Here is an 11,620-nt window from a genome sequence, read left to right on the forward strand (position 1 = left end):
CTTCGCCTCCTGTTTCCTCTCCGGTACTTACGCTTCCTCGGTGATCAGCGGGTACACGCCGTTTTCGTCGTGCACCTCGCGGCCGGTCACCGGGGGGTTGAACACGCACACGCACTTGATCTCGGTCTTCGGCCGGACCTGGTGCTTGTCGTGGTCGTTGAGCAGGTAGAGCGTGCCGGGCTTGAGCTCGTACACCTTGCCGGTGGCCAGATCCTCGATCTCGCCCTCACCGGAGGTGATGAACACCGCCTCGATGTGGTTGGCGTACCAGAAGTCGTTGACCGTCCCCGCGTACAGCGTGGTCTCGTGCACCGAGAAGCCGACGCCCTCCTTGGCGAGGATGATCCGCTTGCTGCGCCAGTTCTCCGTCTTGATGTCGGCGTCGGTGTCGGTGATCTCGTCGAGCGTGCGGACGAGCACGTCGGACTCCTTACTTGGTCAGGACGGCCTTGACGGACTCGTCGATGATCGACAGGCCCTGCGTCAGCTCGTCGTCGGTCAGCGTCAGCGGCGGCAGCAGTTTCATGACTTCGCCGTCGGGACCCGAGGTTTCCATCAGCAGGCCGCGCGCGAAAGCTTCGGCGCAGACCCGGCCGGCCAGGTCGCCGTTCGTGAACTCGATGCCGCGCGCCAGGCCGCGGCCCTTGGCGAACAGGTTCGCTTCCGGGTAGGCCTCGACGATGCCCGAGAACGCGGAGGCGATGCGCTCGCCCTTCGCCTTGGTCGACTTCTCGAGCTCGTCGTCGCTCCAGTAGACGTCGATCGCTTCCTTGGCGGTGACGAACGCCGGGCTGATGCCGCGGAAGGTGCCGTTGTGCTCGCCGGGCTCCCAGACGTCGAGTTCGGGCTTGATCAGCGTCAGCGCCATCGGGATGCCGTAGCCGCCGATGGACTTCGACAGGCAGACGATGTCGGGCGTGACCCCGGCTTCCTCGAAGCTGAAGAACGGCCCGGTGCGGCCGCAGCCCATCTGGACGTCGTCGAGGATCAGCAGGATGTTGTGGCGCTTGCAGAGGTCGTCGAGCCCCTTCAGCCACTCCAGGCGCGCGGCGTTGATGCCGCCTTCGCCCTGCACGCCTTCGACGATCACCGCGGCCGGCTCGTTGAGCCCGCTGCCGGAGTCCTGCAGGAGCTTCTCGAAGTAGAGGAAGTCCGGCATCGCGCCGTCGAAGTACTTGTCGTACGGCATCGGGGTCGCGTGCACCAGCGGGACGCCGGCGCCGCCGCGCTTCATCGAGTTGCCGGTGACCGACAGCGCGCCCAGCGTCATGCCGTGGAAGGCGTTGGTGAAGTTGATGACCGACTCCCTGCCGGTCACCTTCCGCGCCAGCTTCAGCGCCGCCTCGACGGCGTTCGCGCCGCCCGGCCCGGGGAAGACGACCTTGTAGCCGAGCCCGCGCGGGTCGAGGATCTTGTCGCGGAAGGACTGCAGGAAGTCGCGCTTGGCCACGGTGAACATGTCGAGCGCGTGGGTGACGCCGTCCCGCTGGATGTAGTCGATCAGGGCCTGCTTCAGCTTCGGGTTGTTGTGCCCGTAGTTCAGCGCGCCGGCCCCGGCGAAGAAGTCCAAATAGGGCTTTCCGCTCTCGTCGTAGAGCCAGCTGCCCTGCGCGCGGTCGAACACGACCGGCCAGCCGCGGCTGTAGCTGCGGACTTCGGATTCGAGCTCTTCGAAGATGCTCATAACGGTTCTTTTCTCCTACTCGCCCGGATCTGTGCGTGTCGTCAGCGGACCGATGCGGTAAAGCTCTTCGGGCAGGTGCCCGGCTTCGGGGAAATCCTCCCCGCCGAACAGCACACTGGTTTCCATCGCGGCGTCCCATCGCTTCGCGAACGACGCGAACAGCCGGATGGACGCCTCGTTGTCCGGGGTGATGGTGGTCTCGAGGTAACGCACCCCCTCGCCGGTGAGCCGCGTGTACAGCGCGTCCAGCAGGGCTCCGGCCAGGCCTTTCCCTCGCTGCGACGCGTCGACCGCGACCTGCCAGACGAGCGCTGCCTCGGGCTCGTCCGGCCTGCGGTAGGCGATGACGAATCCGACCGCCCGGCCATCCTCACGCGCGACCACCGAAGACTCGGCGAAATCGCGGCACCACAGCATGTATGCGTACGGCGAGTTGAGATCGAGCTTGGCGGAATCACGCGCGATTCGCCACAGCTCCGCGCCGTCCGCCTTGGTCGGGGATTCGATCAAGTGCGTTACGGACATACTCAGGAAACGTAACAGAGAATTTTCGGGCCGCCAGCGACGTGGCTCACGACCCCCGCAATGACCTGCGACGACGCGGGGTACCCGGTGAGCAGTCCCACAAACATGTTTGACGGGGCCGGTGCCGGGGCACACGGGCGCCCGTGCCGCGTGCGCATGGCCCGTGACCTACCCGCACCATGAACCCAAATCGGACTGATCGCAAGGCGACGGGCCGAACGGTTACGCCGGTCGGTGGGTCACTTCGCCGGCCGCGACCGCCGGTGACGGAGACGCCGCCGGAGCGCATTGACCGGCATCACCACCGCAGGCAGGATCAGCAGCCCCGAGACCACGAGCCACCACACCGCGCCTTCGCCACGCCGCCAGCCCGCGACGACGTTGCCGAGCCAGCCGAAGAACGGCCGCGCGAGCGGTGGCAGGAACGCGGCCAGCAGCAGCGCCGCCACCACCAGCACGCCGAGCAGCGAGAACAGCCGTCGTGGCGTGCGGCCCATGGTGAGCACCGCCGTCGCCAGGTAGACGGCCGCGCCGGCCAGCACCGGGAGCCCGATCCACTGCAGGACCGCACCGCCGTCGGTGCCGATCACCAGGCCGGCCAGCAGCGCGAGCACGCCAGCCGCGAGCGAACCCGGGGTGCCGAGCCGTGACGCGCTCCGCGAGACCTTCGCCGTGCTCCTGGCGACCGTCCGCAGGAGACCCGCGACCGTCCGCGGCCAGCCGCCGGGCAGCCGGAACGCGACCGTCCCGGCGTTGACCGCGGCGGCACCCAGCGCGACCAGCGTCCTGGTCAGCCGCGCGGTGCCCTGCTCCCCGGCCAGCGTCTCGGCCGAGACGCGGCAGGCCTGGAACCGGCCCTGCGCGGCGGCCACGTCGACCGGGGGCCGCTCCTCCGCCAGTGCGTCCTCGATGCCGTCGCGGTCGTCGGCGTCGTAGCGCGACGCGAGCGTGACGACCGGGAGCTCCTCCGCCGCGATCTCGGCCTGCCGCGCCCGGGCCAGCACCATGGCCGTCACCGGCAGGCTGACCGGGCGTTTCGTGCCGAACTCGACCGGTTTCAAGTCGGCGTCGAGGCCGAGGAACGCCAGCTCGGCGGTCAGCTCGTCGCGCAGCTGCGCCGACTCTTCCGGGGAGCACCGGTCCCGCGCGTCCGGCTTCCGCCAGAGCGGCCCGAACGCCGCGACGAGCTCGTCCCGGAACCGCTCCCGCCCGACGATCTCCCGGAGCGTCTCGAGCCGGTCGGGATCGAGCAGGCACTGCACCAGCCAGCCCGCGCCGTCGACGCGGCCCCACATCCAGTCGCTGGCCCGCCACGACGCCTTGTAGAACGCGCCGAAGGAGCTTGCCTGCGTCCCGGTCAGCTTGTCCCGCGACCGGCGCCGTGTCATGTCCAGCAGCGTCCGCGAATCGGCGCTGACCTGCACCAGGTCGACCCGCTGGTCGACCGACGGGGCCTGGGCGAGCAGCCCGCGCGTCGCCACGTGCAGGGCCACCAGCCGGGCCTGGACGACCTCGTCGGCCCCGGCGTCCGGGCCCAGCGCCAGCCAGTTCAGCAGGGTGGTCACCGTGCCCGCCTCGTCCTCGGCGGCCAGCTCCCGCAACGTCGGCGCGGCCGCCCGCAGGCCCGCGACCACCTTCGGCCACGCTTCGGCGACGGCGGCCGAGCGGCCCAGCCCGGCCCACTCCTCGGCGAGCTCGCGGATCCAGCCTTCGAGCGTGCTGCTCGCGCCGGGCGCGGTGTGCGAGGCGACCCATTGCGCCAGTCGCACGCCGCGCCCGGCAGTCCGGCGCGCCGCGTGCAGCTGGGCGCGTACGTCGTTGAGCTCCTTCGCCCGCGCGGCGTCCGGCCGGAGCCGGAACCCGGCGTTGACCAGTTGCAGGCCGGTCGCGACGGCGTCGTCGAGCGCGGTCGTCCGGTAGCCGACGAGGTCCGCGACCGCCAGGCTGGTGGGCGGCGGGCCGGCCGGGACGCCGGTTTTCAGCCCGGTCACGGCGATCGCGCGCAGCTGCCGCGACATCCCGGACGCCCAGTCGCGATCCTCGGTGGCCGCCGCGGAAAGCGCGTACTGACGGGCGCCGACCCGGACCAGCTCGGCTGCGTCTTCGGCGGTCCGCCGCTCGAGGTAGGCAGCGGCGATCCGCGCGTCCACCAGGCATTCCGGCCCGCCGCGCAGCCCCAGCGCGGCCAGGGAGACCCGGGTGTCCCGCGCGCGGAGCACGGCGTCGTTGTGCCGGGTCAGGTCGTCCAGCTCGGCACTGATCGACTGGCTCATCACCGTGTCGACGACCTTGGCCATCGTGCTCGACAGCAGCGGCGGGTTCGCCGGGTCGCAGCCGACGACGCCGACCTCCCGTTCGCCGGTCGGCACGACGTACAGCAGCAGCCGCCGGACGTCCGCGTGCGACGGCCGTTCGAAGATCTCGCGCAGCGCCGGGCGCAGCGGCTTGTTCAGCAGCACGCCGCCGTCGGTCAGCCAGTGCGACCGGGTCAGCTCGGTGTACGGCGTCATGTCGGGGTGCAGCCGGTCGACGCCGTCGGCGCCGATCGGCATCCGGGACAGCTCGAAGGCGCCGGGGAACGACGCGGTGGAGCGGGCCGCCAGCGCGAGCGGCCCCTCCACGCCCGGCGTCCACAGTGGACCGCAGAACCGGAAGAGCATCCGGTGTTCGGTGTCCCGCACCAGGTTTCCCAGCGCGTCGTCGAACCGGGTGGTCTCGCCGTCGATCATGGTGCCGGTGAGCAGCACGGTGACGTCCGGCTCCGCGGCAGGCGGCGTTCCTGCTTCGCTGATCTGCCGCAGCGCCCGCTCGACGGCGCCGAGCAGCACGCCGTCCCCGTCGAGCACCGACCGCGGCTCGCTCTCCCGCGCGTCCCGGATCAGGTTCTCCAGCGAGCCGCTGGTGATCCAGGTGTCCCGCAGGACCTGTGGCGAGGACCCGAAGGCCTCGGCCAAGCCGAGGCAGGCCGCGTTGACCCCGCCGGCGCTCGTGCCGGTCAGCACGTCGATCGACACCGTCGCGCGCAGCAGGTCGAGGAGCCTGCGGTACAGCCCGGGCTCGGCGTCGCCTCGCGATTCCCGCAGCAGCAGGGAAGTCTCGCCGGCGACGCCGCCCATCCAGATGGCGAGGCTGGCGCCGCCGGCCATCGTCATCGCCAGGCGGATCTCCTGCTGCCACGGTTCCGCTGTCCCAGCCATGGGCTCCCCCGCCCGTCGTCGTCCTGACGCAGATTAGAGGCGCGAGGTGCGTGCGGGTGTACGGCTGTTCGGGTGGACTTGACCGCCCGGTCACCCGCCCGCGCTGACCACCACCTTGCCGAACTGGCCGTTCGCCTCCAGGTAGCGATGGGACTCGACGACGTCGGCGAGGTCGAACACGCGGTCCACCCGCGGCCGGAACGTGCCCGCCCGGACGCCGGCGCGGATGAAGTGCTCCGCGCGGGCCAGGCGTTCGGGGTCCATGGTCAGGTCGAACGCGTTGAACAGCCGCATGGTCGGCACGAACCACAGCGGGAACGGCGTTTCCTTCGTGTCGAGCGCGCCGTAGACGACCAGCGTGCCGCCCTTCGCGGTGGCGTCGGCCAGCTTGCGCACGCCTTCGCCGGCGACGGCGTCGAAGACGAACTCCGCGCCACGGCCGCCGGTGATTTCGCGGGTGCGTCCGGCGATGTCCTCCTCGTCGGTGACGATCACGTGCGCCGCGCCCGCGTCGAGGAGCCGTTGCTTCTTCGCGGCCGTGCGGGTCGCGGCGATCGGGATCGCGCCGATGTGGTTGGCGACGTCGATCGCCGCCAGCCCGACGCTGCTCGACGCGGCCGTGATCAGCACGAAATCACCGGGCCGCACGCGTCCTTCGTCGACGATCGCGCCGTACGCGGTGAGGAACGGCCCCCACAGCGCGACGGTCTCGGTGGCGTCCAGCCCTTCCGGGCGCCGGAGCACGGCGGTCGCCGGCACGATCGCCGCCTCGCCGTAGACGCCGTAGTCCCGCATCGAGAAGCCCGCCACCGTGCTGACCGCCTCGCCGACGGCGAACCCGGTGACCCCGTCGCCGAGGGCTTCGACGATGCCCGACGCCGAGTAGCCGAGTTTCGCCGGAAACTCGTCGGGGTGTTCGAAGTAGGTGCCGGCGCGGAACATCGCCTCCGCCCGGTTGAGCCCGATCGCTTCGACCCGCAGCCGCAGTTCGCCGGGGCCCGGCTCGCCGAGGTCGACGTCCACGAGTTCCAGCACTTCCGGTCCGCCGGCCGCCGCGAACCGTACCGTCTTCGTCATTCCTGATTCCTTTCCGGTGCTTGCGGAATCGATCGTGCCCCAGGCGCGTTCCTGCTGGAAGACGGCACTTTTCTGGTACGACGGCACACGTCTGTTACGAACGAGGTCACAGCGATGGACAACGGCGAAACTCCTCCGGCCGAGATGTGTTCCCTGCGCGAGGTCCTGGATCTGGTGGGCGACAAGTGGGCGATCCGGGTCCTGGTCCAGCTGGGCTCCGGACCCCGCCGCTTCAGCGAACTGGAGCGCGCGCTGGACGGCGTCTCCCGGCGGATGCTGTCGCTGACGCTGCGCGGCCTGGAGCGCAACGGCCTGGTGACGCGGAAGATCTACCCGGAGGTCCCGCCCCGGGTGGAGTACACGATGACCCCGCACGCGGCAGAGCTGGACGAGCCACTCCACGCACTGTCGGCGTGGGCGGCCAAGCACCGGGCGAAGGTGGGCGCGGCACGGCAGGCGTACGACGGCGTCACCGCCTAGACCGCCAACTGCTCCAGCAGCAGGACCTGCGCCTCACCGACCGCGAAGCCGAGCACCGCGCCCGTGGCGATGAGGATCCATTCGTCCTGCTCGAAGGCCGGCCGCAGCAAGCGCTCGAACTCCTGCGGCGAGAGCTGCTTCATCTTCGACACCAGCACGTTCCGGATGTCCATCGCGTCCGTCGCGTAGTCCTCGATGTACCGCATCGTCTCGGGCAGCCGCGACATGATCTGCGAAGCGATCGCCAGTTTCATGTCCTGGTACTTGCGGCTGCCGACGGCGAACACCAGCAGCGGCTTGACCCGGCGCCCCAGCTCGAGGTCCAGCTGGCGCTGGATCAGGGCCAGCACCCGGTCCGACAACGGCCCGTGGAGGATCGCCTCGATCACGTTGCGCGGCGTGATGATCTCCTGGGCGATCAACGAACCGTACGCCTCCGCGACCTCCTCGCGCCGCTTCAGGAACAGGCCTTGCCACTGGACGCCGAAATAGCGACGCGGCTCGATCGGGTAGAAGATCATCCGCAGCGCGAGCCAGTCGGTGAACCAGCCGGTGAAGAGGCCGAAGACCGGCATGATCGGCGGGAACTTGAACAGCATCCACGCCACCATCTGGATGACGCCGATCGCGCCGCCGAACACCAGGCCGGAGCGGGCGATGAACTTGAACTCCTGCGCGCCGGCCTCCTGGAAGATCCGGTTCAGCAGCCGCTTGTCCTTGACCAGGCTGGTGACGACCATGCCCTTGAGGTCGAACACACTGTCCACATCGGACTTGATGAGGTCGAGCACGGCGGCGACCATCCGCGGTGTCTCGTGCTGGACGCGCTCGATCACCAGCCGCTGCACCCGCACCGGCAGTGACTCCCAGAGCCCCGGCTGGTAGTGCCCGGCCACCTCGCGGACGATGTCCTCGACGCCCGCGAGCAGCGGTTTCTCGATCTCCTGGGCAATGCGGGACGCGTCGAGCCTGGCGACGACCTCGGCCGGCTTGATCAGCTGCTCGGTCATCGTGTCGCAGGCGATGCTCGCCATCCGCGCGGCGCGCTTCGGCACGATGCCCTGCCAGCCGAAGAACGGCCTGACACCGATGAACTCGACCGGCTGGAACATCATCCGGATCGCGACGAGCTTCGTGCCGTAACCGATCAGGGCGGCGACGATCGGGATCGAGACGTAGACGGGCCAGTGCCGCGCGAAGTCGGCGACGACGCCGCCGAGAAAAGCCCCCATCCCGCTAACCGAGGCTCGGGTTGCAGGCCTGCCAGAACTGCGCGCCGAGGCGCGAGACGTGGATGGTCCGCCGGACGAACTTCGCGCGCTTGACGTGCTTTTCCGCGTCGCGCACGGTCTCGTCGGTCAGCAGGATTTCGTACTGCGTCTCCAGCGCGGGCACCTCTTCGTCGAGTTCGACGAGGCCGAGCCCGATCAGCCGGGTGACGTAGCCGGGCACCTGGTCGGGCAGCGACACCCCGGCCGCCTTGCCGACCGTCGAAGCGTTGCGCAGCGCGACGCGGCCGTTGCCGCCGAGGCCGGTCCGCTCGACGACGTCGATCGCGGGGAACGGCGAGCCGTCGGACAACGCGGCCAGGATGCGCGCCTCGTCCGGCGTCAGCTGGCGCAGGATGATCGCGTAGAAGTACTCGCGGGCTCGGTCGCGCCCGAAGCCGATGGAGTGGTTGAGCAGCTCGGCCATCGCGGCGCGCAGCGGCTCGGCGTGGTTGTCGCGCGCGGGCACGAGCGTCACGGCGGCCTCGGCCGGGCGGCCACCGGACGTCGCCGGTCGGTTCATCGCGGACGCCGCGGTGAGCGCCGCGTGGTACGGGTCGTCGACCTCGTCGAGCCGGCGGCGCAGCTCGGCGAGCAGCTGGCGCTCGACCTGCCGCACCCCGCGTTCGGCGGTCTCCACGCCGGGAAGCCGCCGGGTGAACGCGAACCCGGTGCGCGCGGCCCAGCCCGCCAGCTGCCCGGCGCGCCGCGTCAGGCCGGCGACCTCGTCGGCGGTGCCCCGGTCGTTCGGTCGCTCCGCGTTCACGGGCCACTCCCCTCATGCTTACGGGTGATGCTACCTGCGGGTAGGCCGAACGGAGGTGTGACGACCAGCATCCCTTCGGGGTCCGGGTGGCGGAGCCCCCGGCCCGGGGCGAAGCCCCGGACAACACAGTTGTTGGATGCAGGCATGAGTCCGACGCGCTGGGGCCCGCCGATCGACGTCCTCCCGTACTTCTCCAAGGAGGAACAGGCGCTGATGACGCTGCTCGGCGCGCTGACCGAGGAGGACTGGACGCGGCCGACGATGTGCGCCGGCTGGTCGGTCAAGGACGTCGCGGCCCACCTGCTCGGGGACAAGGTCGGCCGGCTGTCCCGCGGCCGCGACGGCCACCGGGCCGACGGCCCGCGCCCCGGCGAGGCAGTCCCCCGGTTCGTCGACCGGAGCAACGAGGAGTGGGTCGTCGCGTGCCGCCGGCTGTCGACCGACGTCCTGCTCACGATGCTGTACGAGTTCATGGGCCAGACGACCGACTACTGGGCGAAGCTGGACCTCGACGTCCTCGGCGAGCCGGTGCCGGGGGCCGGCGACGAGCCCGCGCCGCGCTGGCTGGACGCGGCCCGCGACTATGCCGGGTTCTGGGTGCACCACGTCCAGATTCGCGAAGCGCTGGAGCACACACCGCTGGAGGCGGAGTACGCCGAGCCGATCGCCGACACGTTCGTCCGCGCGCTGCCGCACGCCCTGCGCGACGTCGAGGCCCGCGTCGGCAAGCAGGTCGGCTACACGGTGACCGGCCAGGGCGGCGGCAAGTGGCACGCGCGCCGCGAGCGCGACGGCTGGGTCCTGGACCGGGGCGCGCCGCCGTCGCGCACCCCGCTGGCCTCCGTGACGACGGACCTGGACACGTTCTGGCGGCTCTGCACGGGACACACTTCAGCCATCGACCGCGTCCGGGCGACCGGGGACGAAAACGTTTGCGCGCTGGTCCTGCGGATGCCCTCCATCATCGTCTGACGAGCGTTTCAGCGGTGGCGCGCCTGCTTCCGCAGCTGCAGGATCCGGGCCCCGCCGACCAGCGCGACCAGCACCGCCCCGCCGATGGCGGAGAACAGCATCGCGATGGCCAGCGGCAGGCTGCCCTCGGCGCCGAAGAAGCGGACCCTCGCCGGGTCGAGGTTCTGCAGGATGAAGACCAGCAGCACGACCAGCACGACCAGGCCGGCTATCACCGCGACCCAGGTGCCGCTGATCCGCGTCGGCCGGCTCCTGGTGGACACCGGCTTACTCGACGCCGGCCGGACCGGCGCGACCTCCTCCGCGCCCGGCCGGACGTCGCCGGCCCGCAGTTCGGCGGGCTCCAGGGCGCCCTCGGGCACCTCGTTCCCGGGCAGCTCGTGACCGGTGGGACCAGTGGGGCGGTCGGCCGCGCCCCCGCGCGCGTGCGTCATGTACCCAGTGTCCGTCCAGCACGCGGGGAGCGCTGCGTCAAACCCCCTAACGGGCGAATCCGTCGACCTCCCGGAGTACGCGGAGCGTGTTCTTCCCGGCCAGCTTCGCGCAGTCTTCCTCACTCCACCCGCGCTCGAGCAGCGCGGCGAACAGCACCGGGTACTTGGACGTGTCCTCCAGCCCCTCCGGCAGCGAGCCGACGCCGTCGTAGTCGCCGCCGAGGCCGATGTGGTCGATCCCGGCGACGTCGCGGGCGTGCTCGATGTGCGCGACGACGTCCTCGACACCGGCCTTCGGCTTGACGGGGCCAGCCCAGTCCTTGACGAACTTCCCGCGCAGATCGAGGTTCCGGTAGTCCTCGCCCGCCTCCGCCATGGCGGCCTTGAGCTGCTGGTCCCAGGCGGCGACCTTCGGTGAGACGAACGCCGGCACGAAAGTCGTCATCGCGACGCCGCCGTTGCCGGGCAGCTTCGCCAGGACGTCGTCGGGGATGTTGCGCGGGTGGTCGTTCACCGCGCGGCACGAGGAGTGGCTGAAGATCACCGGGACCGAGCTGACCTCGATCGCCGCCCGCATCGTCGACGGCGCGACGTGCGACAGGTCGACCATCATCCCGATCTTGTTCATCTCGCGCACGACGTCGCGGCCGAACTCGGTGAGCCCGCCGTGGGCCGGCTCGTCGGTGCCCGAGTCGGCCCAGGTGGTGTTGAAGTTGTGCGTCAGCGTCATGTAGCGGACGCCGAGGCGGCGCAGGATCCGCAGCACCCCGAGCGACTCGGCGATGCTGTGCCCGCCCTCGGCGCCCAGCAGCGACGCGATCCGGCCGTCGGCGAACGCGGCCTCGGCTTCGTCCGCGGTGTCGACCAGCCGGAGCCGGTCGGGGTAGCGCTCGGCCAGCTGGTAGACGACCTCGATCTGCTCCAGCACGGCGGTCACGGCGCTGTCGCCCAGGAACTCACAGGGCACGTACACCGACCAGAACTGCATGCCGAGCTTTCCCTCGGCGAGCTTCGGGAAGTCGGTGTGCAGGGCCGGCTGCCGGACGGTCAGGTCGAGCGACGCGGCCGCCTCGACCGGGTTCGGGCCGCCGTGCTCCCGCAGCTCCCACGGCAGGTCGTTGTGCCCGTCGGCGAGGATCGCCGACTCCAGCAGTTTGGTAGCACGCTGTAGTGCCTCGTTAGTCATCGCCTGATGGTAGGAGGGCGCGATATACGCT

General features: G+C 70.7%; 11 protein-coding genes. 2 read left to right on the top strand and 9 right to left on the bottom strand.

What is annotated here, in order from left to right:
* Positions 1-27: 27 nt before the first annotated feature.
* From AB0M82_RS19370 to AB0M82_RS19390, 5 genes are all read right to left on the bottom strand, one after another.
* Positions 28-420: an ectoine synthase gene (locus AB0M82_RS19370; protein WP_364723357.1), complete on the bottom strand. Its 393-nt coding sequence runs from the start codon at positions 418-420 to the stop codon at positions 28-30.
* A gap of 10 nt (positions 421-430) precedes the next feature.
* Positions 431-1,684, bottom strand: a complete 1,254-nt coding sequence (gene ectB, locus AB0M82_RS19375; RefSeq protein WP_364723360.1) for a diaminobutyrate--2-oxoglutarate transaminase — start codon at positions 1,682-1,684, stop codon at positions 431-433.
* Positions 1,685-1,699: 15 nt separating this feature from the next.
* Complete coding sequence (gene ectA, locus AB0M82_RS19380; protein ID WP_364723362.1) at positions 1,700-2,209, bottom strand: diaminobutyrate acetyltransferase; 510 nt, start codon at positions 2,207-2,209, stop codon at positions 1,700-1,702.
* 239 nt (positions 2,210-2,448) lie between these two features.
* Positions 2,449-5,406 (bottom strand): patatin-like protein, encoded by a 2,958-nt coding sequence (locus tag AB0M82_RS19385; protein ID WP_364723364.1) that lies wholly within the window; start codon positions 5,404-5,406, stop codon positions 2,449-2,451.
* Between the two features lie 90 nt (positions 5,407-5,496).
* On the bottom strand, positions 5,497-6,483 hold the full coding sequence (locus AB0M82_RS19390) for a zinc-dependent alcohol dehydrogenase family protein (protein WP_364723367.1): 987 nt from the start codon (positions 6,481-6,483) through the stop codon (positions 5,497-5,499).
* Between the two features lie 114 nt (positions 6,484-6,597).
* On the opposite strand from AB0M82_RS19390, the gene AB0M82_RS19395 reads away from it, so the two are divergent.
* Complete coding sequence (locus AB0M82_RS19395) at positions 6,598-6,963, top strand: helix-turn-helix domain-containing protein (RefSeq protein WP_364723369.1); 366 nt, start codon at positions 6,598-6,600, stop codon at positions 6,961-6,963.
* Here the strand turns inward: AB0M82_RS19395 and AB0M82_RS19400 are convergent.
* Both AB0M82_RS19400 and AB0M82_RS19405 read right to left on the bottom strand, forming a co-directional pair.
* Entirely contained in the window at positions 6,960-8,195 is a 1,236-nt protein-coding gene (locus AB0M82_RS19400; protein WP_364723371.1) for a DUF445 domain-containing protein, read from the bottom strand. The two genes, AB0M82_RS19395 and AB0M82_RS19400, sit on opposite strands and share 4 nt — an antisense overlap.
* A 4-nt stretch (positions 8,196-8,199) precedes the next feature.
* Complete coding sequence (locus AB0M82_RS19405; protein WP_364723374.1) at positions 8,200-8,997, bottom strand: Abi-alpha family protein; 798 nt, start codon at positions 8,995-8,997, stop codon at positions 8,200-8,202.
* A gap of 144 nt (positions 8,998-9,141) precedes the next feature.
* Here AB0M82_RS19405 and AB0M82_RS19410 point away from each other — a divergent pair, with 144 nt between their 5' ends.
* Positions 9,142-9,969, top strand: coding sequence for a maleylpyruvate isomerase family mycothiol-dependent enzyme (locus AB0M82_RS19410; protein WP_364723376.1), 828 nt, complete (start codon positions 9,142-9,144; stop codon positions 9,967-9,969).
* A gap of 8 nt (positions 9,970-9,977) precedes the next feature.
* On the opposite strand, the gene AB0M82_RS19415 is transcribed toward AB0M82_RS19410, so the two are convergent.
* Both AB0M82_RS19415 and AB0M82_RS19420 read right to left on the bottom strand, forming a co-directional pair.
* A complete protein-coding gene (locus tag AB0M82_RS19415; RefSeq protein ID WP_364723379.1) occupies positions 9,978-10,403 on the bottom strand; it encodes a lipopolysaccharide assembly protein LapA domain-containing protein in 426 nt (141 codons plus the stop codon).
* A 46-nt stretch (positions 10,404-10,449) separates the two neighbouring features.
* On the bottom strand, positions 10,450-11,589 hold the full coding sequence (locus tag AB0M82_RS19420; protein ID WP_364723381.1) for a dipeptidase: 1,140 nt from the start codon (positions 11,587-11,589) through the stop codon (positions 10,450-10,452).
* Positions 11,590-11,620 lie beyond the last annotated feature (31 nt).

The organism is Amycolatopsis sp. NPDC051128 (assembly GCF_040682715.1).
Lineage (GTDB): Bacteria > Actinomycetota > Actinomycetes > Mycobacteriales > Pseudonocardiaceae > Amycolatopsis.

Excerpts from the sequence above, each read along its gene's own strand:
- ectB (WP_364723360.1), bottom strand. The coding sequence starts at position 1,684 with ATGAGCATCTTCGAAGAGCTCGAATCCGAAGTCCGCAGCTACAGCCGC.
- ectA (WP_364723362.1), bottom strand. The coding sequence starts at position 2,209 with ATGTCCGTAACGCACTTGATCGAATCCCCGACCAAGGCGGACGGCGCG.
- AB0M82_RS19385 (WP_364723364.1), bottom strand. The coding sequence starts at position 5,406 with ATGGCTGGGACAGCGGAACCGTGGCAGCAGGAGATCCGCCTGGCGATG.
- AB0M82_RS19390 (WP_364723367.1), bottom strand. The coding sequence starts at position 6,483 with ATGACGAAGACGGTACGGTTCGCGGCGGCCGGCGGACCGGAAGTGCTG.
- AB0M82_RS19395 (WP_364723369.1), top strand. The coding sequence starts at position 6,598 with ATGGACAACGGCGAAACTCCTCCGGCCGAGATGTGTTCCCTGCGCGAG.
- AB0M82_RS19400 (WP_364723371.1), bottom strand. The coding sequence starts at position 8,195 with ATGGGGGCTTTTCTCGGCGGCGTCGTCGCCGACTTCGCGCGGCACTGG.
- AB0M82_RS19410 (WP_364723376.1), top strand. The coding sequence starts at position 9,142 with ATGAGTCCGACGCGCTGGGGCCCGCCGATCGACGTCCTCCCGTACTTC.
- AB0M82_RS19415 (WP_364723379.1), bottom strand. The coding sequence starts at position 10,403 with ATGACGCACGCGCGCGGGGGCGCGGCCGACCGCCCCACTGGTCCCACC.
- AB0M82_RS19420 (WP_364723381.1), bottom strand. The coding sequence starts at position 11,589 with ATGACTAACGAGGCACTACAGCGTGCTACCAAACTGCTGGAGTCGGCG.